The sequence below is a fragment of the Tetzosporium hominis genome, assembly GCF_002265435.1.
GTDB lineage: Bacteria > Bacillota > Bacilli > Bacillales_A > Planococcaceae > Chryseomicrobium > Chryseomicrobium hominis.
Map to the genome: position 1 here is coordinate 1 of NZ_NOKQ01000196.1, position 23231 is coordinate 23231.

Annotated in this window: 24 protein-coding genes, 1 tRNA gene and 1 other RNA gene; 2 read left to right on the plus strand and 24 right to left on the minus strand. The window is 45.1% G+C overall.

Features of this window, described 5'->3' with window-relative positions:
• Nucleotides 1–350: transposase (locus CF394_RS05735; RefSeq protein WP_165767468.1), on the plus strand; the 350-nt coding region annotated here is incomplete at its 5' end.
• A 673-nt stretch (nucleotides 351–1023) separates the two neighbouring features.
• On the opposite strand, the gene ssrA is transcribed toward CF394_RS05735, so the two are convergent.
• From ssrA to clpP, 15 genes are all read right to left on the minus strand, one after another.
• Nucleotides 1024–1378: a transfer-messenger RNA gene (gene ssrA, locus CF394_RS05740) on the minus strand.
• A gap of 69 nt (nucleotides 1379–1447) precedes the next feature.
• A complete protein-coding gene (smpB, locus tag CF394_RS05745) occupies nucleotides 1448–1915 on the minus strand; it encodes an SsrA-binding protein SmpB (RefSeq protein WP_094942277.1) in 468 nt (155 codons plus the stop codon).
• Nucleotides 1916–1951: 36 nt separating this feature from the next.
• The gene (gene rnr, locus CF394_RS05750; protein WP_094942278.1) at nucleotides 1952–4279 is read right to left on the minus strand and encodes a ribonuclease R; all 2328 of its coding nucleotides are present in this window, start codon (nucleotides 4277–4279) and stop codon (nucleotides 1952–1954) included.
• Between the two features lie 43 nt (nucleotides 4280–4322).
• On the minus strand, nucleotides 4323–5069 hold the full coding sequence (locus CF394_RS05755) for an alpha/beta hydrolase (RefSeq protein ID WP_094942279.1): 747 nt from the start codon (nucleotides 5067–5069) through the stop codon (nucleotides 4323–4325).
• A 77-nt stretch (nucleotides 5070–5146) separates the two neighbouring features.
• On the minus strand, nucleotides 5147–5374 hold the full coding sequence (gene secG / locus CF394_RS05760) for a preprotein translocase subunit SecG (RefSeq protein ID WP_094942280.1): 228 nt from the start codon (nucleotides 5372–5374) through the stop codon (nucleotides 5147–5149).
• 79 nt (nucleotides 5375–5453) lie between these two features.
• On the minus strand, nucleotides 5454–6749 hold the full coding sequence (gene eno / locus CF394_RS05765) for a phosphopyruvate hydratase (protein WP_094942281.1): 1296 nt from the start codon (nucleotides 6747–6749) through the stop codon (nucleotides 5454–5456).
• Nucleotides 6749–8287: a 2,3-bisphosphoglycerate-independent phosphoglycerate mutase gene (gene gpmI, locus CF394_RS05770; protein ID WP_094942282.1), complete on the minus strand. Its 1539-nt coding sequence runs from the start codon at nucleotides 8285–8287 to the stop codon at nucleotides 6749–6751. Before gpmI ends, eno begins: the two co-directional genes overlap by 1 nt.
• Complete coding sequence (tpiA, locus tag CF394_RS05775; protein ID WP_094942283.1) at nucleotides 8284–9042, minus strand: triose-phosphate isomerase; 759 nt, start codon at nucleotides 9040–9042, stop codon at nucleotides 8284–8286. The genes gpmI and tpiA overlap by 4 nt, the downstream gene beginning before the upstream one ends.
• 12 nt (nucleotides 9043–9054) lie before the next feature.
• The gene (locus CF394_RS05780; RefSeq protein WP_094942284.1) at nucleotides 9055–10242 is read right to left on the minus strand and encodes a phosphoglycerate kinase; all 1188 of its coding nucleotides are present in this window, start codon (nucleotides 10240–10242) and stop codon (nucleotides 9055–9057) included.
• Nucleotides 10243–10365: 123 nt separating this feature from the next.
• Complete coding sequence (gene gap, locus CF394_RS05785) at nucleotides 10366–11373, minus strand: type I glyceraldehyde-3-phosphate dehydrogenase (RefSeq protein ID WP_094942285.1); 1008 nt, start codon at nucleotides 11371–11373, stop codon at nucleotides 10366–10368.
• A gap of 12 nt (nucleotides 11374–11385) precedes the next feature.
• Nucleotides 11386–12414: a sugar-binding transcriptional regulator gene (locus CF394_RS05790; protein WP_094942286.1), complete on the minus strand. Its 1029-nt coding sequence runs from the start codon at nucleotides 12412–12414 to the stop codon at nucleotides 11386–11388.
• A 152-nt stretch (nucleotides 12415–12566) separates the two neighbouring features.
• The gene (locus CF394_RS05795) at nucleotides 12567–12812 is read right to left on the minus strand and encodes a glutaredoxin family protein (RefSeq protein WP_094942287.1); all 246 of its coding nucleotides are present in this window, start codon (nucleotides 12810–12812) and stop codon (nucleotides 12567–12569) included.
• Nucleotides 12806–13579 (minus strand): TPM domain-containing protein, encoded by a 774-nt coding sequence (locus CF394_RS05800; RefSeq protein WP_094942288.1) that lies wholly within the window; start codon nucleotides 13577–13579, stop codon nucleotides 12806–12808. Before CF394_RS05800 ends, CF394_RS05795 begins: the two co-directional genes overlap by 7 nt.
• Nucleotides 13576–14154, minus strand: a complete 579-nt coding sequence (locus CF394_RS05805) for a LemA family protein (RefSeq protein ID WP_094942289.1) — start codon at nucleotides 14152–14154, stop codon at nucleotides 13576–13578. Before CF394_RS05805 ends, CF394_RS05800 begins: the two co-directional genes overlap by 4 nt.
• A 104-nt stretch (nucleotides 14155–14258) precedes the next feature.
• Complete coding sequence (gene clpP, locus CF394_RS05810) at nucleotides 14259–14855, minus strand: ATP-dependent Clp endopeptidase proteolytic subunit ClpP (RefSeq protein WP_094942290.1); 597 nt, start codon at nucleotides 14853–14855, stop codon at nucleotides 14259–14261.
• A 153-nt stretch (nucleotides 14856–15008) separates the two neighbouring features.
• On the opposite strand from clpP, the gene CF394_RS05815 reads away from it, so the two are divergent.
• Nucleotides 15009–15080: transfer RNA gene (locus CF394_RS05815), tRNA-Arg, on the plus strand.
• A 357-nt stretch (nucleotides 15081–15437) separates the two neighbouring features.
• Here CF394_RS05815 and CF394_RS05820 read toward each other — a convergent pair.
• From CF394_RS05820 to hisA, 9 genes are all read right to left on the minus strand, one after another.
• Nucleotides 15438–15689 carry an HPr family phosphocarrier protein gene (locus CF394_RS05820; protein ID WP_094942291.1) on the minus strand — a complete coding sequence of 84 codons (252 nt, stop codon included), beginning with the start codon at nucleotides 15687–15689 and terminating at the stop codon, nucleotides 15438–15440.
• A gap of 19 nt (nucleotides 15690–15708) precedes the next feature.
• Complete coding sequence (gene whiA / locus CF394_RS05825; protein ID WP_094942292.1) at nucleotides 15709–16650, minus strand: DNA-binding protein WhiA; 942 nt, start codon at nucleotides 16648–16650, stop codon at nucleotides 15709–15711.
• A gap of 32 nt (nucleotides 16651–16682) precedes the next feature.
• The gene (mgfK, locus tag CF394_RS05830; RefSeq protein WP_243370687.1) at nucleotides 16683–17654 is read right to left on the minus strand and encodes a gluconeogenesis morphogenetic factor MgfK; all 972 of its coding nucleotides are present in this window, start codon (nucleotides 17652–17654) and stop codon (nucleotides 16683–16685) included.
• 19 nt (nucleotides 17655–17673) lie between these two features.
• Nucleotides 17674–18549: an RNase adapter RapZ gene (rapZ, locus tag CF394_RS05835; RefSeq protein WP_094942294.1), complete on the minus strand. Its 876-nt coding sequence runs from the start codon at nucleotides 18547–18549 to the stop codon at nucleotides 17674–17676.
• On the minus strand, nucleotides 18546–19022 hold the full coding sequence (locus tag CF394_RS05840; protein WP_094942295.1) for an NUDIX domain-containing protein: 477 nt from the start codon (nucleotides 19020–19022) through the stop codon (nucleotides 18546–18548). The genes rapZ and CF394_RS05840 overlap by 4 nt, the downstream gene beginning before the upstream one ends.
• Nucleotides 19023–19221: 199 nt before the next feature.
• Nucleotides 19222–20166 carry a thioredoxin-disulfide reductase gene (gene trxB, locus CF394_RS05845; RefSeq protein ID WP_094942296.1) on the minus strand — a complete coding sequence of 315 codons (945 nt, stop codon included), beginning with the start codon at nucleotides 20164–20166 and terminating at the stop codon, nucleotides 19222–19224.
• A 75-nt stretch (nucleotides 20167–20241) separates the two neighbouring features.
• The gene (locus tag CF394_RS05850) at nucleotides 20242–21762 is read right to left on the minus strand and encodes a tetratricopeptide repeat protein (RefSeq protein ID WP_243370691.1); all 1521 of its coding nucleotides are present in this window, start codon (nucleotides 21760–21762) and stop codon (nucleotides 20242–20244) included.
• A gap of 122 nt (nucleotides 21763–21884) precedes the next feature.
• Nucleotides 21885–22493: a bifunctional phosphoribosyl-AMP cyclohydrolase/phosphoribosyl-ATP diphosphatase HisIE gene (gene hisIE, locus CF394_RS05855; RefSeq protein WP_094942298.1), complete on the minus strand. Its 609-nt coding sequence runs from the start codon at nucleotides 22491–22493 to the stop codon at nucleotides 21885–21887.
• Nucleotides 22490–23221 (minus strand): 1-(5-phosphoribosyl)-5-[(5-phosphoribosylamino)methylideneamino]imidazole-4-carboxamide isomerase, encoded by a 732-nt coding sequence (hisA, locus tag CF394_RS05860; protein WP_094942299.1) that lies wholly within the window; start codon nucleotides 23219–23221, stop codon nucleotides 22490–22492. The genes hisIE and hisA overlap by 4 nt, the downstream gene beginning before the upstream one ends.
• Nucleotides 23222–23231: the final 10 nt, after the last annotated feature.

The following is a 23231-nucleotide window of genomic DNA, read 5'->3' on the forward strand; positions in this document are numbered from 1 at the left end:
AGGTCGCACGGGCATGCCTCCGTGAAGACGAGTTCATAAAGGACATCTATTACGGATTACAACATATGCGATTTGTATTGAAGTCGACTACATCTGGACAAGCCTCTCGTCGTCTGAAAGAGTGGATCGACCGTTTCATGTTTCATCCATGTGGGCCGCTGGCCAAGATTGCGAAAGCTGTTATAGTGCGTCAACGTGAGATGGAAAACACAATACTCTCGCCTTTCTCTAACGGAAAAATAGAAGGTACAAACAATAAAATCAAGCTAATCAAACGAAGAGCTTTCAGGTATCGTAATCTGAATAACTTCTTCACAAGGTTAAAACTTGAACTAGGAAGTTCGAAATAGCAACCACGACTTATGGTGATGAACCAAAAAAATACACTTTAGGCTAGTGGTTTACAAAGAAAAAGCTCATGTACGTTATCCTTCGATCTTCGCTAACCACTGTGTTGTTTCTTTCTCTTTTCTTTTCAAAGAAAAAGCCTTCCAAATTCACTCATTGTGGGAGGAGTATTTCATGAAACTTCTTCTGTTAGAATATGTTCACTATTTGACGCTTACACCGTGACTTTCCACAACTTCCGGCAAAGCACTGGCAAAATTGTCTTCTTTCCTGATTTAGTATGGATTTTCTCCCGTACGATGAAGAAAGGTGCTGGACTCGCTCAAAAAGCGAGTCCAGCACCTCTAGTTTATTGTTCTTAGAGAAAATCCATAGTTTTGTAAGGGATGAAGATTTTGTTGCCCCTCGATTCTGATGTATCCATACGGAGCCTGGCACAGCCACAATTCTAGATCGGCAGTTGAAGAGCCACACTTCTTCGACTCTGTCTCGAACTGAGTCTCATCAACTGCCAGAATTGAGTCTAAGACAGGCACCTCATCCGAGGTCTTTTCTTCTGGAGGAGTTTTCAAACCAAAGAAAAAGCCTCCCAATCTCAATGAGATTAGAAGGCTTACTTGGAAGTTGGTACTTCCGGTTATAAACCATTCATCACAGCCCCACCGGACTGCTGAAAAATGGAGACGGCGGGATTTGAACCCGCGTCCAGAAACTCCAACACTTGAGCTTCTACGCGTGTAGCTTACCTATTGAAATTCATCCGATCTTCTGCCGATAAGCAGGCGTCCGATGGACTAGTCCGGAAATCTCTTGTAGCTGACTCAGACTGCACCAGCTACCGTATCCCACTGAGAGTGAGCTCTACATAGCCACATGGGCGATGGGTACATAGAGCAGATTCACGCTATTAAGCAGCGAATGCTAAGTTGTTGTTTGTTTTGCCTGTTATTATAAGTTCCGTTTTTACAGAGCCGAGCCTCTGACGCGCCACCCAAGCTTGAACCATTCCTGTCGAATCCATAACGTCCCCGATATGGAAAAAGTGAACTTGGTTGTTCTAGAGTTATTATACATCAAAGAAGGTCAAACTTCAACTGATTTACTGATTGCGGGCTTTGAAAGCACGTTCGATTTCACGCTTCGCTTCTTTTTTCTTCATGTCGCTGCGCTTGTCGTAGTCCTTCTTCCCTTTCCCTAAACCAATCAATAGTTTCGCATAACCATTTTTCACATACATCTTCAGAGGCACAATTGTGTAGCCGTCTCGCTTCGTCTTGCCGATTAATTCACTGATCTGCTTCTTGTGCAGCAATAGTTTGCGGACACGTAGCGGATCGTGATTGAATCGGTTTCCTTGTTCGTACGGGCTGATGTGCATGTTGGAGATCCAAGCTTCGTTGTTGCGAATGCGCACGAATGAATCTTTCAGTTGCACACGGCCGTTCCGAATGGATTTGATTTCAGTCCCTTGCAAGACGATGCCTGCTTCCATCGTGTCTTCGATGAAATAGTCGTGAGAGGCTTTTTTGTTTTGTGCGAGTACCTTGTCATCGTGTTTTTTTGCCATTGAACTCACCTACAGTAGAGGGAGGCACGAGCCTCCCTATTTTTTTCGTTTCTTTTTCTTCTTTTTGGCAACATCTTCAAAGAAGCGTTTCTTTTGAGATGGCTTGCCTTTTGCTTTCGGTTTGCCTTTTGCGTCTTTGTCGCCGCGTTTCCCACCGCGGTCAGGCTGCTTCGCCGAACGGCTCGCAATGATAACTTTTGGTGTTTGACGACGTTCGCGACCCGCTGCTTTTACCATGCCGACGATTTCAAAGTCGATGGACGACTCTTCTACCGTGACATTGGTGACTTTGACTTTCACTTCATCTCCAAGACGGAACTCGCGTCCTGTTCGTTCTCCGCGCATCATCATTTGACGCTCGTCATAGTTGTAGTAATCATCCGAAAGGTTCGTCACGTGGATCAAGCCTTCGATGGTGTTCGGAAGCTCTACAAAGATACCGAAGTTTGTGACAGAGCTGACGATTCCTTCAAACTCTTCCCCGATCTTATCGACCATAAACTGCGCTTTCTTCAGTGCTTCCACATCACGTTCTGCGTCAACCGCACGGCGTTCCATCTTAGAGGCATGTTCTGCGATGTCTCCAAGGTTGGCTTGCCAGTGACGGTTTGTCGATTCAGATAGATCCCCTTTGATCAAATACGTGCGAATCAGACGATGCACGATCAAATCTGGGTAACGACGGATTGGTGACGTGAAATGCGTGTAGTATTCAGTCGACAAACCAAAGTGACCTAAGCATTCTGGGTCGTACTTCGCTTGTTGCAGAGAACGAAGAAGCATCGTCGAGATGACCGGCTCTTCTGGTAACCCTTCAATCGACTCAATGATCTCTTGAAGTGCTTTTGGATGGATGTCATTGCTTGAGCCTTTGACAACCAAACCGAATGACGTCAAGAACTCGAAGAAACGTTGCAGCTTCTCAGGTTTTGGATCCTCGTGAATACGGTACATGAATGGTACGTCCATCCACTTGAAGTGCTGAGCAACCGTTTCGTTCGCAGCGAGCATGAACTCTTCGATCAGCTTTTCAGCTACTGTGCGGTCACGGTTGACGATTTCTGTTGGCCAGCCGTCTTCATTGACTAAAATCTTCGCTTCTGGGAAGTCAAAGTCGATAGCTCCGCGCTGTTCTCGTTTATTACGTAGCACTGCAGCTAGCTCCGCCATCAGTTCAAACATCGGTACAAGCGACTCGTAACGAGTACGCAGTTCTTGATCGTTTTCTTCTAAAATCAAGTAGACATCACGGTACGTCATGCGTTCCGTCGTGTTGATGACACTCTCAAAGATTTCGTGTTTTACGACTTGTCCTTGTGCGTCGATCTCCATCACACAAGATAATGTCAAACGGTCCACTTGTGGGTTCAATGAACAGATCCCGTTAGATAGACGGTGAGGTAACATCGGAATCACGCGGTCAGCTAAGTACACACTCGTTCCGCGCTCTAATGCCTCTAAGTCGATTGGCGAATGTTCCGTCACATAGTGGCTAACGTCTGCAATATGAACAGAGAGCTCGTAGTTGCCGTTATCGAGTTTCTTGACAGCTACGGCATCATCCAAGTCTTTTGCGTCGGCGCCATCGATTGTGACGATGACTTCTTCACGTAAATCACGGCGACCTTCGATGTCTGCAGGATCTACTGTATCTCCAGTTGCTTCTGCTTGCTCGAGGACGTCTTCAGGGAATTCTGTTGGAATCCCGTGTTTGTGGATGATAGAAAGAATATCGACACCCGGGTCATTTTTATGCCCAAGGATTTGTGAAATCTTTCCGGCAGCCGAGTTGCGTCCAGATGGCCAGTCCGTGATTTCAACGATGACCTTGTGCCCTTCAGCAGCGCCTAATGTGTCGCCTTTAGCAACAAAGATATCCATTGGCAGCTTCTTGTCATCTGGAATAACGAAACCAAATCCTTTGTTGTCCTGGAACGTTCCGACAATGCGGTCGAGTCCACGTTTTGTGATTTTAATGATTGCGCCTTCGCGGCGGTCTCCTGATGAAGACGACGACACGCGCACAAGGACCATGTCCCCGTTGAATGCTCCATTGATTTCCGTAGGTGGGATGAAAATATCATCCATGCCTTCTTCTTCAGGTGCTACGAATCCGAATCCACGGGCATGCCCGATGAATTTACCAGCGATCAAGTTCATGCGTTCTGGCACACCATAACGGTTTGAGCGTGAACGCACGATTTTGCCGTTTTCTTCGAGACGCACGAGCGTTTTGACGAATTCTTTAAAATCATCGGCATCATCTAGTTGAAGATGCGCTTCTAATTCTTTTGTAGTCATCGGCTTGTAGTCGTCTTGTCGCATCAACTCAAGCAATGTGGTTTCCAATTGTTCTAGTTCCATCTCGATCCCTCCCTTGTCTTACTATTTCCTAAAAGGAGCAGCATTACTCGCTCCAATCCAATTTATTTAAAAATGCCAAGATGTCTTCGTGCAGCTGTTCCTTTTCTTGGTCCAGCGTGATGACGTGTCCTGATTTTTCATACCATTTGATCTGTTTATCCGTCGACTCGGCTGTGTCATGAATGATGTTGGCTGAGTTGGTGTCGATGACATCATCAAGACGACCTTGAACAACAAATAACGGGGCATAGACGTGATCCACGATGCCTCGGACATCTTGAATGAGCTGTTGCAGCTCAGGCAGTGTCTGCATCGGTGTTTGTCTGATGGCTTCGACTTCTGCATCAATGACTTCTTGCGACTTGCCCTCATACTTTTTATATTCGCGAGCGTATCCTAAAACTCCTTCAAACATCAGCTCTGTCGTCTTCATTGTCATCGGTGCGCACATTGTGACGACGCCTTTGACCGGCATCTCAGAAGCGACTTTTAATGAAAAGACGCCACCTAGCGATAAGCCAGCGACAGCGATCTCCTCGTAGCCCTTGTCTTTCAGCTCTTGATACGCTCCGACTACATCTTGCCACCAATCTTCAGGACCCGTCGCAATCAGTTCCTCAGGAGGAACACCATGGCCTTTGTAGTGAGGTGCAATTGATGTATATCCGTTCTTTTCTAGAAAGCGGCCAAGCATCCGGACATCGGACGAGTTTCCTGTAAATCCGTGAAGCAATAACACAGCGCGTTTTCCCGCTTCAAAGAAAAACGGCTTGGGTGTAGAAATTCGCATAAGCTTCCCTCCACTTTGGTTCAAACTTGAAAAAAACGCCCAACCACATAACATGCGGTCAGGCGATTAAAGTAAAATTATAGTTTCATAACAGCAATTGTGAGAACAAAGAATAGTACAGAAAGTACGATTGTGGCACGGTGTAGAACCAGTTCCATTCCACGTGCTTTTTGTTTACCAAACAGTTGCTCTGCTCCACCAGAGATGGCTCCAGATAACCCGGCACTTTTCCCTGATTGCAATAACACAACTACGATTAATGCTAGCGATACGATGACAAGTAATGTCAATAGAAACGCGTGCATTCACTCCACCTCCTGATCAGAACATAGACAACAGAGTTAATTTTATCAGACTTCTCAGGTAGTGACAAGCTGACCCGTATTATTTTTTCAAATTATAGAAAGTTTCGCGGCCTAAATACTCAGCTGTTGAATCGAGCATATCTTCGATACGAAGCAACTGGTTGTATTTTGCCACACGGTCAGAACGTGATGGTGCACCCGTTTTGATTTGACCAGCATTTGTAGCAACCGCGATATCTGCGATTGTTACGTCTTCTGATTCACCAGAGCGGTGAGAGATGACTGCTGTGTAGCCAGCGCGTTTCGCCATTTCGATTGCATCAAACGTCTCCGTCAATGTACCGATTTGGTTTACTTTGATCAAGATCGAGTTTGCAATTCCTTTTTCAATACCGTCTTTTAGCTTTTTCGTGTTTGTAACGAATAGATCGTCACCAACAAGCTGTACTTTTCCACCGATACGATCAGTCAACAGCTTGAAGCCGTCCCAGTCGTTCTCGTCTAGACCGTCTTCGATAGAGACGATTGGGTACTTGTTGCAAAGCTCTTCGTAGAAGTCCACCATCTCTTCAGACGTTTTTACAACGCCTTCACCAGATAAGTGGTACTTGCCGTCTTCTTTGTTGAATAGCTCAGAAGCTGCAACGTCCATAGCTAGTAGAACTTCTTCGCCTGGTTTGTAGCCAGCTTTTTCAATTGCTTCCATGATTGTTACAAGAGCTTCTTCGTTCGATTTCAAGTTCGGTGCGAAACCGCCCTCGTCACCAACTGCTGTGTTCAATCCGCGCTCTTTTAATACTGATTTTAAGCTGTGGAAGATTTCAGCACCCATGCGAAGTGCTTGGCGGAACGATTCTGCTCCAACAGGCATGACCATGAATTCTTGGATATCCACGTTGTTGTCTGCGTGCTCTCCACCGTTTAAGATGTTCATCATCGGTACTGGCAATTGCTTCGCGTTGAAACCACCAAGGTACTGATAAAGAGGCATATCTAAGTAGTCAGCAGCTGCGTGTGCAACGGCCATAGAAACACCTAGGATTGCGTTGGCACCTAAGTTTCCTTTGTTTTCTGTGCCATCAAGTTCGATCAACGCTTGGTCGATTGCTACTTGATCTAGCACTGTATAGTTTTCTTCCAATTCATCTGCAATGACTGTGTTCACGTGTTCTACTGCTTTTTGAACACCTTTACCTAAATAACGGCTTTTGTCGCCATCACGCAATTCTACTGCTTCGTATTCTCCAGTAGATGCGCCAGAAGGAACGATAGCACGGCCGAATGCGCCGCTTTCCGTGAATACTTCTACTTCAATTGTTGGGTTACCGCGTGAATCAAGAACTTCACGAGCAAATACGTCTGTAATAATTGGCATTATCGTCTCTCCATTTCAAGTAAGGTTTTTCCCGTCATATCGACAGGTTGTTCAATCCCCATTAAGTCTAGCATAGTTGGGGCCAAATCGGCTAAAATTCCATCATTGCGAAGCGCTATTTCGTTACGCGTAACAATGACAGGAACCGGATTTGTCGTATGTGCCGTCATCGGATTACCTTCTATCGTAATGACTTCGTCGGCATTCCCGTGGTCTGCTGTAATGATTGCTTCTCCACCCTTAGCGAGTATTGCATCAACAACACGACCTAAGCACTCGTCTACCGCTTCAATGGCTTTGATAGTAGGCTCAAGCATCCCACTATGACCGACCATGTCCGGATTCGCAAAGTTCAACAGAATCGCGTCAAAGCGGTCGTTTTCGATAGCTTCGACTAATGCATCTGTCACTTCATACGCGCTCATCTCAGGCTGCAAATCATACGTCGCCACTTTTGGCGAGTTGATCAAAATACGCCCTTCGCCTGGGAATTCTTCGTGGCGGCCACCGCTCATAAAGAACGTGACGTGTGGGTACTTCTCGGTCTCCGCAATACGGAGCTGCGTCTTGCCGTGAGCCGACAACACTTCACCAATCGTATTTTTCAAATCTTGCTTCTCGTAAGCGATCTCTCCGATGACCGTATCGCTGTATTCTGTAAAGGATACAAACGGCAAGTTCTCAAAGAAATGCGCTCCACGATCAAATTCTGCAAAATGCGAATTGGTCAGAGCCGTTGCGAGTTGTATCGCACGGTCCGGACGGAAATTAAAGAAGATGACACCGTCACCTTGTTCGAATACGGCTGTTGGCCCTTCAATAGTGCCTACTGTAAACGGGATCACAAATTCATCGACAATATTGCCTTCGTACGAAGCTTGAATTCCTGTTACAGCATCTGGATAATGTGGTGCTTGCCCATTGACGATTGCATCAAAAGCGAGCTGCACACGTTCCCAGCGCTTGTCGCGGTCCATCGCATAGTAACGCCCACTAATTGTCGCAAACTTTCCGTAAGCAAGCTCTGCCATGACACGTTCGGTTTCTTGTACGTAAGGTATGGCAGTCGTCGGTCCAACATCACGTCCATCTAAGAAGCCGTGGACAAACGTCTCACCTACACCGCTGTCTTTTGCCAAGCGAAGTAACGCGTGTAAGTGTTCGTAATGACTGTGTACGCCGCCATCTGATAGAAGGCCCATAACATGAAGGCGTCCGCCTGCTGCTTTCACTTTCTCAAGTAGCGCAAGAAACGTAGGGTTCGTGAAAAAGTCGCCTTCTCGAATCGACTTGTTGATCCGTGTCAGGCTTTGGTAAACGACTCGGCCGGCACCAATATTTAAGTGACCGACTTCTGAGTTCCCCATCTGGCCTTCTGGAAGACCTACCGCTTCCCCTGAAGCCGTCAGTTGGCTGTGAGGAAACTGGTTCCAGTAGCGATCAAAGTTCGGTTTGTTGGCTTGTGCAACGGCGTTACCTATCGTTTCATTCCGGCAAGCAAAGCCGTCTAAAATAATTAGAGCAGTGGGCCTTGTCATTTCTGAGCCGCCTCCACCAGTTGTAGGAACGAGTCTGCTTCTAGACTTGCGCCACCTACTAAAGCACCGTCGATATCGTCTTTTCCAAGCAGTTCTTTAATGTTAGCAGGCTTCACACTTCCACCGTATAGGATACGCGTCGCACTTGCCGCTTCTTCCCCGTGAAGGTCTAAGATTGTTTCACGGATGGCCTGACATACTTGGTTGGCATCATCCGCTGTTGCGGTCTTGCCAGTTCCGATTGCCCAGATCGGCTCGTAAGCAACTACTGTTTTTTCGACTTCTGATTCTGTCAATCCTTCAAATGCTTCTGCCACTTGCTTCGATACAACCGATTCTGTTTCCCCAGCTTCACGCTGCTCTAAGCTTTCTCCGACACAAACAATCGGTGTTAACCCAAGATCGAGTGCTGCTTTTGTCTTTAAATTGACTGTCTCGTCCGTTTCGTTGAAATATTGACGGCGCTCGGAGTGTCCGATGACAACGTGTGTAACACCTAAGTCTTTCAACATGTCTCCACTGATTTCACCTGTAAATGCGCCTTCTTTTTCTTGGTGCATGTTTTGTGCGCCAATATGAATGGACGACCCTTTCGCCGCCTCAACGAGAGCAGGCAGTTGTAAGAAAGGTGCGCAGATAACTGCGTCTACTTTTGATGCATCGATGGTTGCTGAAGAAGCAGTATTCCAAAAATCATGCGCCTCTCCAACTGTTTTGAACATTTTCCAGTTTCCTGCAATAACGGGTTTACGCATAGTGAATGCCTCCTATTCTTTATCGTGAAGTGCTGCAACGCCAGGAAGTTCTTTCCCTTCCATGAACTCAAGGGACGCGCCCCCACCAGTTGAGATGTGATCCATCTTGTCAGCGACATTGAAAAGTTCTACTGCTGCTGCTGAATCTCCACCACCGATGACTGTGTAGCCTTCAGTTGCTGCCATTGCATCTGCGACTGCACGAGTACCTTTAGAGTACGGCTCCATCTCGAACACACCCATTGGGCCGTTCCAGATGATCAACTTGCTGTCTTTGATTATAGACGCATAATGTTCTGCCGTTTTCGGACCGATGTCTAAGCCCATCCAGTCAGAAGGAATAGCATCAGAAGAAACGACTTGTGTTTCCGTGTCTGCTGAAAATTCTTTTGCAATCACAGCGTCTTGTGGCAAGTGTAGCTTGACGCCTTTTTCTTTTGCTTTGTCGATGAACGACTTTGCAAGTTCAATCTTGTCTTCTTCTAAAAGAGACGTTCCGATTTCATGGCCTTGAGCTTTCAAGAACGTGTACGACAGACCTCCACCGATGATCAAGTGATCTACTTTTTCAAGTAAGTTCTCAATGACACCGATTTTGTCTTTTACTTTCGCTCCGCCAATGATGGCAGTGAACGGTCGGTCTGGCTCGGATAGAGCTTTTCCTAATACATCTAATTCTTTTTCAAGGAGTAGTCCTGATACAGCTGGAAGATGCTTCGCGATTCCTGCTGTTGTCGCATGCGCACGGTGCGCTGCTCCGAATGCGTCATTGACGAAGACGTCCGCAAGCTTTGCAAATTGCTCCGCAAGTTCAGGGTCATTTTTTTCTTCACCTGCATGGAAACGAACGTTTTCTAGAAGGACGACATCTCCGTCTTGCATCTCGGAAATCTTCGCTTCTACGTCTGCTCCTACAGATTCATCTAATTTAGTTACCGGTTGGTTCAACAGCTCACTTAGACGCTCTCCTGCAGCCGTTAAGCGCAGGTCTTCATTCACTTCGCCTTTTGGACGGCCAAGGTGACTTGCTAAAATGACTTTAGCTCCTTGTTCGATCAAGTGCTTGATTGTTGGTAGTGCAGCACGAATACGTGTGTCATCCGTGATCTTTCCGTCTTTCATTGGCACGTTGAAGTCGACGCGACAAAATACGCGCTTTCCATTCAGTTCTACGTCTTTCATTGTCTTCTTTGCTAGCATGTAAAAACCTCCCAGGATATGGTCACTTTTTAATGTGGGCAAATAAAAAGAGTAAGGGTAGCCCTTACTCTTGTTTACCCTCTGCTCTTATTATAGAGGTTCATGTGCATGGATGCACGGATATTAAAGACCTTTTGAAGCCATGTATACAGCTAGGTCGATACAACGTGCAGAGTAGCCTGACTCGTTGTCGTACCAAGAAAGAACTTTCACCAAGTTGTCTCCGATAGCCATTGTAGAAGCTGCATCTACGATTGAAGAGTGCGTGTTTCCATTGTAGTCAGTAGAGACTAACTCAAGTTCTTGGTACTCTAAGATACCTTTCAAGTCGCCAGCTGCCGCTTCTTTAAGAGCTGCATTGACTTCTTCGATTGTTACGTTTTTGTCGAGTTCCGCAACAAAGTCAACTAGTGACACGTTTGGAGTTGGAACACGAACTGCCATGCCGTCGATTTTGCCTTTAAGCATTGGAAGTACTTTACCTACTGCTGCAGCTGCACCAGTTGATGTTGGAATCATGTTCTCAGCTGCTGCACGTGCACGACGGTAGTCACTGTGTGGCAAGTCAAGAATGCGTTGGTCATTTGTGTACGAGTGAATTGTTGTCATCATTCCGCGTTTGATACCGAACTTGTCGTTCAATACTTTTGCTACAGGTGATAAACAGTTTGTAGTACATGATGCATTTGAAACGATGTTTTCGTTCGCTGCATCGTACTCTTCGTGGTTAACACCCATTACGTATGTTGGCATGCCGCCTTCACCAGGAGCCGATACGATAACTTTTTTAGCACCAGCGTCGATGTGAGCTTGTGCTTTCTCAGGTGAACGGAAGATACCTGTAGATTCGATGACGATATCTACACCAAGCTCGCCCCATGGAAGAGCTGAAGGATCTTTTTCTGCGTATACTTTGATTTTACGACCGTCTACAACGAATCCATCTTCTTCAGCAGTTACTTCTGCATTCAATGTTCCGTGTACTGTATCGAATTTTAATAGGTGAGCTAGCATTGCAGCATTAGTTAAATCGTTAACTGCTACTACTTCTACTTGATCATTTGTTAATGCCTCGCGGAATACTTTACGTCCAATACGTCCAAAACCGTTGATTGCTAATTTGATTGTCATTATAATTTCCTCCTAATAATTTGTAGAATCTATAAGATGATCGGCTGCCCCTTCGTCTGTAATCAATACAGTCTGTTTAGGTGCCTGTTGAAAATATGAGTCTAATGCTTGTGCCTTTTGAGCGCCACCTGCCACTGCCACAATAAATGGAGTCTGTTCCAGTTGCTCGAGTTGAACTCCTATCGTGCGAATGCGGTGAACCACTTCGCCTTTGGCATTGAAATAATAGCCAAACGCTTCACTGACTGCTTGCTGGGACTTTAAAAGATTGAGTTCTTCTGTACTCGAACTCCGGCGCCTTGCCATTTCTGCTGCGTCACCAATTCCGTGAACGAGGATGGACATCTGTTCATACAGATCCATCATCTCTTGAACGAAAGGCTCTTGTAGCATGGCGTCATAAGCGGATTCACTTAGTCTGTCCGGAATATAGAGTGTCTTATACGAGCCATTCATCTTTTCTGCAAACATAGCAGCGATGGTATTGGCTTGTAATTGAACATCTTTCCCAATTCCACCACGAGCTGCAATAAATTGAAGCTGTTGATACTTTGTCGTGAGTGGTAACTGATCTGCGATCTTCGCGATCGTTGTTCCACCCGTAACTGCCGTAATCATTCGCGACTCTAAATGAGCCACAATCCATTTGGCTGCTTCATCTGCTAAGAGCGTCTGACTTTGAGTAGAATCGTCACAGTTCCCTGGAACAATGTGCACTTCTGCAATCCCAAAACGTTGTTGCAGCTTGCGTTCTTTTTCGTGTCTACCTGACCACTCATCGACCAAAGCTTTTAGAGAGGTTAATACGAGGTGACCCGATTCTGTGATTTCTGCGCCATCGCGTGAAATCTGAATTAAGCCTTGGCCTCTAAGTTGATCGAACTCTTTGCGAACTTCGCGTTCTGAGAGTTGTAAATTCTCAGCGAGTGTCCTGCGACCAATCCCTTTTGACAAAGCGATGGTGTATAAAATGTGATAGCGTTGCTGAAGCATGTCTTTCCACTCCGGCATCAGAGCTAGCTGTGCCTGTAGAACTTCCATAGGACACCTCCTGACAACTTCTACTGGGAACGTTTTTGTCCCTATTAAGAATTTTCGTTCCCACTAGGGCAAAAAAATAATTCCTTCTCGTTCATAATAATAGATTACCCCGGAACAATCAATCCTAAACTCTTGAAACGCAAAAAAAAGCATCAGAGGGACCCCTCTAATGCTTCGTAAAGTGTAGCATAATCAATGTTTCCATATTGAATGATGCTTCCCTTATATTCAATAACAGGAATCATCAACATATATTTTTCATGGATCTGTTCATCGTCTTCAATATTCAGTTCTTGAATGTGAAGCGGGATATCCTCAGCCACGAGTTCAAGCATCCGCTTCCCTTCGTCACATAATGGACATCCTTGACGTGTATAAAATTGAACTTCTTTTACCACCCGCGTCCTGCACCTCCTCCACCGGAACTACCACCACCGAATCCACCAAAGCCGCCACCCATTCCGCCACCAGATGAGCGACCTCCGCCCATTCCTGGTCCGAAGATGAATGGCCCTCCTCGGCCTCCACGTCCTCCGCCTCTTCCATTATTGCTGAACATCGTCACAATAACATAGAAGATAATGACGATCATGATAATAGTTAGTGGTGAGATTCCTCCATCACTAGATGAAGGACGTGCCGGTGCAACTTGTTCACCTGTGTAATTATACTCTGCCGAAACTTCTTGATAAAGCATTTCATAAGTAGATTGAACGGCACCAGCTACATCTCCCGATCGTAAGAAAGGTAGTGTGTATTCATCGAGTATACGTCCAATTTTCCCATCAGGTAAACGTCCTTCAAGTCCTTGGCCTACTCCGATATAGATATCTCGGTCACCTGCTTTGTTAGGATCCATCTCAAGAAGAAAAACGAGGCCGTTATTTTCTTCCGCACTCCCGATTCCCCATTCTCGAATCAATTCTACGGAATAGCTATTTGGATCTTGACCTTCTAGTGATTCTACTGTGACGACTACAATTTGAGCTCCTGTAGCTTGATCGAGCCCAAGACCTAGTTCTTCGATATGCTGTTCTACGTCTTCAGGAATGACATTGTAAAAGTCGTGTACGTAGGATTCACCCGGTAATGGTTCTGGTACTTCTGCTGCTACTGATAAAGGTATCAGGAGAAGGAAAAGTAATACTAGAAGAGAACGGATCATTCTCCATCACTTCCAAAGTCGACCTCTGGAGCTTCCTCTGCACCATCTTCCGCTTCAAAGTATTCTCTTTCATCAAATCCAAAGACACCAGCAATCAAAGCACCAGGCATACGATTGACTTTGCGATTATGCAAAGACACGGCTTCATTATAGTCTTGGCGAGCGACAGATAATCGGTTCTCTGTTCCTGCAAGCTCGTCCATCAATTGACGGAAGTTGGCATCTGACTTAAGGTCTGGGTAATTTTCTACAATGACCAACAGTCGAGATAACGCTCCGCCCAGTTCATTATTTGCTTCTGCTTGCTCTGTCGGAGAATCCGCTCCAGCAAGTCTCGCACGTGCGTCTGCGATCTCAGTTAAGATTTCACGCTCTTGCTCCGCAAATCCTTTGACTGTTTCGACTAAGTTCGGAATTAAATCAACGCGGCGTTGCAGTTGCGTCTCTACTTGAGCATACGCTTGGTTGACGTTTTCGCTTGAGTCGACGAATCCGTTATAACTTGGGATAAGTAGTGCTGCAATCAAAACAATGATGCCGACTACAATAAGTATAGGTACTAATGCTTTTTTCATGGGACTCCACCTTTCTGGTTCTATATCATACTTTCCCCTGATTGGGGTCTGATTGAAACATTTAGACAAGAAAAAACACCGCGGTTGCGGTGTCTTGTAAATTCTTAGATTTCTTTTTTGTCGCTGCGATCAATGATGTGATCGACTAAGCCGTATTCTTTAGCACGTTCTGCTGTCATGAAGTTGTCGCGGTCTGTATCTTTTGCGATAACATCAATCGGCTGACCTGTACGATCAGCAAGAATTTGATTTAATTTCTCGCGCAAGAATAAGATACGTTTAGCAGCAATTTCGATCTCAGTTGCTTGACCTTGTGCACCACCAAGTGGTTGGTGAATCATAACTTCTGCATTTGGAAGAGCATAACGCTTTCCTTTAGTACCTGCAGCTAATAAGAAAGCACCCATAGATGCTGCCATACCGATACAGATTGTTTGAACGTCTGGTTTGATAAACTGCATTGTATCGTAGATCGCCATACCAGCTGTGATGCTACCACCTGGGCTGTTGATATAGATCGAGATATCTTTTTCTGGATCTTCTGCTTCTAAGAAGAGCAACTGAGCAACGATAGAGTTCGCTACATTATCATCAATTCCGCTTCCCAGCATGATAATGCGGTCTTTCAATAGACGCGAATAAATATCGTAGGCACGTTCGCCACGGTTTGTTTGTTCAATAACTGTTGGAATTAAATTCATCGTTCATTCCTCCATTTTTTGTATTAGGTTATGTGTAACCTGCTGTCTGTATGTTAATGATACACATGAAGGTCAAGAAAGGTCAAATCTGATGCATTGATTTTTTTGAGGTTGTATTTTGATTAGGGCAAAGCTATAATAATAAAGTCGCTTGCCCCCGTAGTTTAATGGATATGACGCAAGATTCCGGTTCTTGAGATGGGAGTTCGATTCTCTCCGGGGGCGTACCTAACACCTGATAGCTTATGCTATCAGGTGTTTTTGTCTTTAGATGTGGAAGGCGTTCGCTCAGAAATCTCGCGAAAACCAGGCGCCCCAATTGAGGCGCTCTTTGCCTCGGTTGGGGTGAATGGTTTTTGCGTGTATTTCTAACGCCTGCAACTCGATATAGCTGGAAAAGTAAAGAGCGCCGCTCTTGTGCTTCTTGAAATTTAAAATCTGTTAGATACTTGTTTTTGAACCTGAGAAGCCCTTTTCCTAGGATATCAAGAGGTTCTCCCCTTGGAAAGAGGCTTCTCAGGTGAAACTAGCTTCGACCCACCAAACAAAAAAGCATCCGGAGTCGATTCGGATGCTTTCCCATTAATTTTCAGTAATGAATTTTGTTAGTGTATCGATAGCCGCTTCTTCATCAGAACCTTCTGCATACAACACAACTTCTTCACCACGACCTACAGCCAAGCTCATGATTCCCATGATACTTTTCGCATTGACTTTCTTGCCGTCTTTTTCTAAAAAGATCTCACTCGCAAAACGGTTAGCTTCTTGTACAAATAAAGCCGCTTGACGTGCTTGCAAGCCGTTCGATAATCCTACATCCATCGTCTTTTCCATCGCAAACCAATCCTCTCTATCAAATCGTTTCGCCTCTACGGAGTGCTTCAGCGATTTCATCCAATTTCCGTAACCGGTGATTGACTCCAGATTTACTTACAGAGCCAGCCGAGACCATCTCACCGAGTTCCTTAAGCGTCACATCTTGGTATTCTACACGCAATCTTGCAATCTCCCGAAGCTTCTCTGGAAGCTGATCGAGACCGATAGCGTTTTCAATAAACCGGATATTCTCCACTTGTCTGAGAGCGGCTCCAATCGTTTTGTTCAGATTGGCCGTCTCACAGTTCACTAAGCGATTGACGCTATTGCGCATGTCGCGAATAATCCGGACATCTTCAAATTTTAATAGTGCTTGGTGTGCACCCACTAGACTTAAAAAGTCAGCGATTTTCTCTGCTTCCTTTAAGTATGCCACAAATCCTTTTTTACGTTCAATGGTTTTTGCATTTAACTCGTAGCCATTCATCAATTGGACAAGTGCATCACTGTGTTCTTTATATAAAGTATAGATTTCTAAATGATAGGAAGATGTCTCTGGATTGTTAACAGAACCTCCAGCAAGGAAAGCTCCTCTCAAGTAAGAACGCTTACAGCATTCATTCGAGATCAACTCATGATGGATTTCGTTAGAGAACTCATAGCCATCATTCATGATGTGAAGGTCGCCTAAGATTTCACGAGTCCCTTCACGGATACGCGTAATATAGACATTGTTTTTCTTTAACTTCATCTTCTTCCGAACGAGCAGTTCTACTTGAATCGCATAGACACGTTTGATCAATGTATAGATGCGGCGAGCGATAGCTGCATTCTCTGTCTGAATATCGAGACTCAAGTTTTTATTGCTAAATCCAAGAGTTCCATTCATCCGAATAATGGCAGACAATTCAGCACGAGCACAACAGGCATCGACTTCGGCTTGCGTCATTTCTTTTTTTGTTTCTGAAGCAAATGACATCTTCACTCCCCCTTTCCTCAGAAGTTGTCATTTTATTTTTTATTGGAAAGCGCTTCGTAGACAAGCCACAGCGCTACTTTTTCTGCGTTATGTCGAACACTACCATCACGAATGACCGCGATGTCCTTTTGAATTACTTCAATGCCTAGCGTTTCAATTTTCTCGACATCCACTACAACAGGTGCCGCATGTTCTTCTGAATACATATCCACTATCTGATCGGGTAAATCATAGTCTGAAGCTAGCACGACATCGATAATGTCAGGGCCAGTATGATTGATAATCGCTTGCAGATGATGAGATGCTTTGTACGCTTCCGTCTCGCCTGCCTGAGTCATTAAATTGCACATATAGACTCGGAGCGCATCCGATTCTCGAATGGCCTGTTGAATCTCGGGCACAAGTAAGTTTGGCAAAATACTAGTGTACAGAGAACCAGGACCAATGACAATTAAATCCGCTTTTTTGATAGCCTGGATAGCTTCTGGCAAAGGCTGCACGTCTTCCGGAGTGATCATTACGCTTCGAATCGGTTTGTCGACAAGAGGAATCTTGGATTCTCCCGTTACAATCGACCCGTCTTCATAGACGGCGTGAAGAGTGACCACTTGGTTAGCTGCGGGTAATACTTTGCCATTGATATTAAGCACACGGCTCATTTCACTGACCGCATGTCCAAAATCGCCCGTTATAGCAGTCAACGCAGCTAACATCAGATTCCCGAGAGAATGCCCTTCTAAATCTTTAGAATGGTTGAAACGGTACTGGAACATCGCTTCAACTAACGGCTCGACATCTGAAAGTGCCGCAATCACATTGCGGACATCACCTGGAGGAGGAATATCGTAGTCTTCACGCAAGCGACCCGAGCTTCCTCCATCGTCAGCCACAGTTACAATCGCTGTAATATCGACCGGTAATTTCTTTAGCCCTCGCAGTAATGTGGATAACCCAGTCCCACCGCCGAGGACGACAACTTTTATACGCTCACTTGGCTTAGGCACGCAGGGCCCTCCCATCGTTCTATTTTACATCTCGGTGCCGAATGACCGTCGGCGCTTCTTTCTTTAGGTAGTCACCAAAATATTCAGCAAGCGTTACCGAACGGTGCTGACCACCTGTACAACCAAAGGCAATGACCAACTGGCTCTTCCCTTCACGCTTATAATGAGGAATCATGAATTCGAAAAGATCGGTCAGCTTTTCAACTAACTTCTTCGTTTCAGACCATTTCATCACGTAACTGGATACTTCATGGTCTCTTCCTGACATCGGACGAAGTTCTTCTATATAAAATGGGTTCGGTAAGAAACGAACATCAAAAACTAAATCTGCGTCAATCGGCATGCCATGCTTGAAGCCAAACGACATAACGTTGATGATAAATGGCGAATGCAGATCTGTAGAGAAGATATTCTCAATCTCTTCCCGAAGTTGTTTTGGCTTTAAGTTCGATGTATCGATAATGTGTTGCGCACGACCTTTGAGTTCTTCAAGCATTAAACGTTCTTTATTAATGCCTTCAAGAGGTAGTCCTAGTTTTGCAAGGGGGTGAGACCGGCGGGACTCTTTGTAGCGACTGACCAGTGTCTGATTATCCGCTTCTAAAAACAAGATACGAGGACTAATATTGCGGCTTTCTTGAAGTTGATTAAGAGTCTCAGAAATCGGACCAAACACTTCTCCACCTCGTACGTCCATAACGAGCGCAATTTTCTGCAGTTGCTTATCTGAATCCACAAGTAAGTCTACGAACGTAGCAAGAAGATCTGGAGGCAGATTGTCAATGCAATAATAGCCCATGTCTTCAAAGCTTTGAATGGCAACAGACTTTCCTGCTCCCGACATTCCTGTGATAATCACAATGTCCGTTTGGGGTTGCGGCGTTTCTAGATTCATGATGAATGCACCTCCTGAGATGATTGCAAACGATATTCTAACAGCTCAAAGTCTTCTGTATAGACAAAGGTTCCGTACTGGATACCCGGTTGTGTAGCCGCAAATACTAAGTTCATGCGATCCCCTTCCGCCATCGGCAAGTCGTGAAGCGCTTCAATAGGGTGCCATTCAAGAACACCTTCATGGTTTTCTTCAAGAGGTGTCCCAATAAAGTCATGAGCAACCAATGTAGAGAGCAGCCACTCCGATACAACGTGACCGTCTCGTTTGATAACAATTGTGTAGCTTCCTTTTAAATGAGGAGCACATGGCGTTGTGGCTGTTTCTTCGGAAAATTCGCGGATGCCCGCTTCGTAAACAGATTCCCCACTTTCTGTCTTACCGCCTGGTGCGACGTACCAATTTCTTCGAGGTTTTTTAAGTAGAAGGACTTTGCCATCCTTTATTACTAGTAAATTGACGATCCGTTGCATCGATTCTCTCCATCTCTTTTATAATATCTTTAAGTATACTATACTTCGGGAATCTACATAAAAAAAGAGGCTGCCTCCTCGACTTAATAAGCGAGAAAACAGCCTTTCAAAGAAAACCTATATAAAAAGGGGGTCAATTTATAGTTCTTACTATACACGACCTTTGTTGCATTCTGGTTACAACCACGTTAAGAAATGATTAAGAAAGTTGATCTTCTAATTTCTCAATGTAATGTTGTGCAGATTGAGCTGCAATCGAACCATCACCAGTAGCTGTGACAATTTGACGAAGCATCTTTTCACGGACATCTCCAGCTGCAAAAATTCCAGGAATTTTTGTCTGCATTTTGTCGTCAGTCACAATGTAACCGTCGCTATTTAAAATCCCTAGGTTTTCAAATGGTTTCGTTAGAGGCAGCATTCCGATGTAAATGAATACACCGTCTGCTTTAAACTCACGTTCTTCTGCGCTGTCAGTAGAAACGAGTGTTACACCGCCTACTTTTCCGTTCTCATCATGAATTTCTTTCACTGTCGTATTCCAGATAAAGTCGATTTTGTCATTAGCGAATGCACGGTCTTGTAAGATTTTCTGTGCACGTAATTGGTCGCGTCGGTGAACGATGGTTACTTTATCTGCAAAGCGCGTCAAGAACACACCTTCTTCAACAGCAGAGTCTCCTCCACCTACTACAACTAGTTCTTTTCCTTTGAAGAAAGCACCATCACATACAGCACAGTAGCTGACACCGCGTCCGCCAAGTTCTGCTTCGCCTGGAATACCCATTTTCTTATATTCAGCACCAGAAGAGATGATCACTGCTTTTGCACGATACTCTTTTCCACCTGCTTTCACAAGTTTCCAGTCGCCTTCATCGATAATCGACTCAACATCTCCATAAGCGTATTGAGCACCGAATTTCTTCGCGTGTTCAAACATTTTAGTGGATAGTTCAGGGCCTAAGATCGTTTCAAATCCTGGGTAGTTCTCTACTTCTTCCGTGTTGGCCATTTGACCACCTGGGATTCCTCGCTCAAGCATCAAAGTAGATAAGTTTGCGCGTGATGTATAGACAGCCGCCGTCATACCTGCTGGTCCGGCACCGATAATAATTACGTCAAATTGATTGGTTGTTTCAGACATGGGAGTTCCTCCTAAATCGTTTCATTCTCACTATAATCTAGCGGATTTGACACAAGCGTTCAACATATCTGCCCATCAAGCATCAAAGAAAGGGAAAAACGCCATTAATTCGTTCACATATTTCGTCAATGTCGGAACGGACACTTCATAATGCTCAGCGAATTGCTTTTTAGTAGCTTCCTTTGAACGAGACGAGGCATACATATAAGCTGTAGCTGCTGCTAGCGCCTTTGTGTTTTTAAACGGATAGCCCTGCTGAAGTCCGCGTTCCATCATAACAAACCACATCTCATACATGTAGGCATGCTGGTAAGTTAGTGGATGGTGCAACTCATAAAAGAGATCAGCCACTTTCATCGCTTGGACAAAATGTTTCTCAGCAGGAACTTTCATTGAAAACTCATGGTTCAAAGAATAGCCTACGATGAGTTTTTCAATTGCTGTCAGACTTTCTACTTGAATTAATTTCGGGTGTGCCACCAAGTCGTGCAAGTGCACGGATTTTCCCATCAAGTAGAGCGCTACTGCTCGAGACGGTGCGGAATCGCTCTGAATCTTCTCTTTCAAAAAGTCCGCATCGTTTTCTACTCCAGCAGGTTCTTCCTCTTCTTGTAGCTTCCAAGGCTCAAACCCTTCTTTCGTGGGGTCGAGACGGATCAGTTCAAGCCACGCACTATGCGCGCGATCTTTCTTGCCTGAGAAGTACGCAGAGTGTGCAAGCCAGAAGTAAAAGCTTGGATCGTCACCGAACCCCATTTTCTGAAGCTGTCGTAGTGTGCGATACCCTTCTTCATGTCTACCAAGAAGAGCTAACGTCGCACCAAGTTTGAAGCGCTGGTCGATAGCAATCGGCTTGATTTTTTCTAGAACAGCCAGGATTTCTTGAAGTTCGCGGTAGGACTGTTTGTAATGAGCTAGAACAGCAAGATTACAGAGAGCATGAAGATTTCCCTGGTCGTTGCGCAACACTTCATGTAACAGCGCTGTTGCCTGCTCTTCTTCACCGATGTAGAAATAAGCGAGCGCTAAATTGTTAAAGGCCGGCCAGAATGTATCATTTTCAGCTACAATCGTCTCGAGTAACGCCACTGCTTCATCAAAACGTCCCCGTTCCATCATCTTCCGAGCTTTCTCTTGCAAATAGACGACATCAGAAGACGGCACATCTTCTTGAAAGTCGAGTGCACCTTCCACTTCCGTAAAGTCTAAGATCTCTAATGCCTCTTCATAATACATGCCTTCCTCGTCCATTTGCATGTATTTTGTTGCGAAACGGTTTGCTTCTGCAAAATGACCGAGATGGGCGTTGATTTCTGCTAAGAAAAAAACGATATCGGAATCATTGGGATCCATCGAGTGCGCACTCTGGAGCAGCTCATACGCTTCATCAAAGTTCTCCGCTTCCATCTGTAAAATGCCGTACTGCATTAAGATCATCGGATCGTCTGGGCTTAATTCAACGGCTCGTTTCAAATATTTTTGCGCTTTAGTGAATTGCTCTTTCTTCAACTCGCCAAGCGCTTTCTGATAATAGTATTCGCCCGTTGGGATAAACGTGACGACATTTTCTTGTTTGGATTTACGTGATTTTTTCAAAGTATCCTCCAGTTGCCGGGTCGTATTCATCAAGAAAGAACAGGAACGCGGCGTACACGTTCCTGTTTCGTTTATTCTTCAGTATAGCATACCTAAGTATGAATTTGTCCCTATGAATGACTTTACTTGGAAGCTCGTTGTTCCAAAATCTCGAGCACGTTGGCAAACGGTACTTTTTGATTTTCAAGCATGACCATCAAGTGATAGATGAGGTCTGCTGCTTCCATGGAAAGCTCTTCTGCGTCATTGTTTTTAGCTGCAATGACCACTTCTGTTGCCTCTTCTCCAATCTTCTTACCGATCTTATCGACACCTTTTTCAAACAGGTACGTCGTATACGCGCCGTCAGGTTTTTCTACGAATCGTGTTTTGATCACTTGCTCTAAACGAGTGATGGCTTCCACACTCGCCACCTTTTCATTTTCAACTACCGTTTCATTGAAACAAGAACGAGCACCGGTATGGCAAGCTGGGCCATTCGGAATGACAGAAACGACAAGTGTATCTTGATCACAATCTGCCGTAATCGACATCACTCGTTGCGTATTTCCAGAAGTCGCTCCTTTGTGCCAAAGCTCTTGACGGCTGCGGCTGTAAAACCACGTCTCTCCCGTTTGTTTTGTTTTTTCTAAAGACTCTTCATTCATGTAGGCAAGAGTCAGTACTTCTTTTGTTCGCGCGTCTTGGACGATGGCAGGAACCAGTCCGTTGTCATCAAATCGAATTGTCATCCCACTACCTCCTTGGCTTCCTCTACTGTAAAGCGCCCACTATAAATCGCTTTTCCAACAATGACTCCAGCAATCGTCGAGTCCTCAGCTTGTAATTTAACTGCACGAATATCATCAAGAGAACTGATCCCTCCAGAGACGATGACTTGAAGACCAGTGGCATCTGCAAGTTCACGTGTCGCCTGTAGGTTCGGCCCTGATAAAGTTCCGTCCATCGCAATATCAGTGAATACGATATGTTTAGCACCAACTGCTGCAAAGCGTTTTCCAACTTCACTTGCTGTCAGTTCAGAAGTCTCCAGCCAGCCGTGAGTCGCTACAAATCCATCTTTTGCGTCAAGTCCCAAAACGATGCGGTCGCCACCGTAGCGTTTCAGCATCTCTTCTACAAGCTCAGGCTGTTTGACAGCGAGGCTCCCGATAATCACTCGGTCCACCCCTCGGTCTAAATAGAACGCAGCGTCTTCAAGAGAACGAATCCCGCCACCTATCTGTACGGAAACTCCAAGCTCATCTTTGATTCGAAATACATACTCGGCGTGTGGTTTCGTACCGTCTTTAGCTCCGTCCAAGTCGACCAAATGGATCCAGTCGGCACCTTGATCGACAAAAGACTTCGCCATATCGAATGGAGAATCTCCATAAACAGTCTGTTGATTGTAATCGCCTTGATAAAGACGGACACACTTGCCATCTTTCATATCAATGGCTGGGTAAAGCTGAACCATAGCTGTTCCT

Excerpts from the sequence above, each read along its gene's own strand:
- smpB (WP_094942277.1), bottom strand. The coding sequence starts at position 1,915 with ATGGCAAAAAAACACGATGACAAGGTACTCGCACAAAACAAAAAAGCC.
- rnr (WP_094942278.1), bottom strand. The coding sequence starts at position 4,279 with ATGGAACTAGAACAATTGGAAACCACATTGCTTGAGTTGATGCGACAA.
- CF394_RS05755 (WP_094942279.1), bottom strand. The coding sequence starts at position 5,069 with ATGCGAATTTCTACACCCAAGCCGTTTTTCTTTGAAGCGGGAAAACGC.
- secG (WP_094942280.1), bottom strand. The coding sequence starts at position 5,374 with ATGCACGCGTTTCTATTGACATTACTTGTCATCGTATCGCTAGCATTA.
- eno (WP_094942281.1), bottom strand. The coding sequence starts at position 6,749 with ATGCCAATTATTACAGACGTATTTGCTCGTGAAGTTCTTGATTCACGC.
- gpmI (WP_094942282.1), bottom strand. The coding sequence starts at position 8,287 with ATGACAAGGCCCACTGCTCTAATTATTTTAGACGGCTTTGCTTGCCGG.
- tpiA (WP_094942283.1), bottom strand. The coding sequence starts at position 9,042 with ATGCGTAAACCCGTTATTGCAGGAAACTGGAAAATGTTCAAAACAGTT.
- CF394_RS05780 (WP_094942284.1), bottom strand. The coding sequence starts at position 10,242 with ATGCTAGCAAAGAAGACAATGAAAGACGTAGAACTGAATGGAAAGCGC.
- gap (WP_094942285.1), bottom strand. The coding sequence starts at position 11,373 with ATGACAATCAAATTAGCAATCAACGGTTTTGGACGTATTGGACGTAAA.
- CF394_RS05790 (WP_094942286.1), bottom strand. The coding sequence starts at position 12,414 with ATGGAAGTTCTACAGGCACAGCTAGCTCTGATGCCGGAGTGGAAAGAC.
- CF394_RS05800 (WP_094942288.1), bottom strand. The coding sequence starts at position 13,579 with ATGATCCGTTCTCTTCTAGTATTACTTTTCCTTCTCCTGATACCTTTA.
- CF394_RS05805 (WP_094942289.1), bottom strand. The coding sequence starts at position 14,154 with ATGAAAAAAGCATTAGTACCTATACTTATTGTAGTCGGCATCATTGTT.
- clpP (WP_094942290.1), bottom strand. The coding sequence starts at position 14,855 with ATGAATTTAATTCCAACAGTTATTGAACAAACAAACCGTGGCGAACGT.
- CF394_RS05820 (WP_094942291.1), bottom strand. The coding sequence starts at position 15,689 with ATGGAAAAGACGATGGATGTAGGATTATCGAACGGCTTGCAAGCACGT.
- whiA (WP_094942292.1), bottom strand. The coding sequence starts at position 16,650 with ATGTCATTTGCTTCAGAAACAAAAAAAGAAATGACGCAAGCCGAAGTC.
- rapZ (WP_094942294.1), bottom strand. The coding sequence starts at position 18,549 with ATGAATCTAGAAACGCCGCAACCCCAAACGGACATTGTGATTATCACA.
- CF394_RS05840 (WP_094942295.1), bottom strand. The coding sequence starts at position 19,022 with ATGCAACGGATCGTCAATTTACTAGTAATAAAGGATGGCAAAGTCCTT.
- trxB (WP_094942296.1), bottom strand. The coding sequence starts at position 20,166 with ATGTCTGAAACAACCAATCAATTTGACGTAATTATTATCGGTGCCGGA.
- hisIE (WP_094942298.1), bottom strand. The coding sequence starts at position 22,493 with ATGACAATTCGATTTGATGACAACGGACTGGTTCCTGCCATCGTCCAA.
- hisA (WP_094942299.1), bottom strand. The coding sequence starts at position 23,221 with ATGGTTCAGCTTTACCCAGCCATTGATATGAAAGATGGCAAGTGTGTC.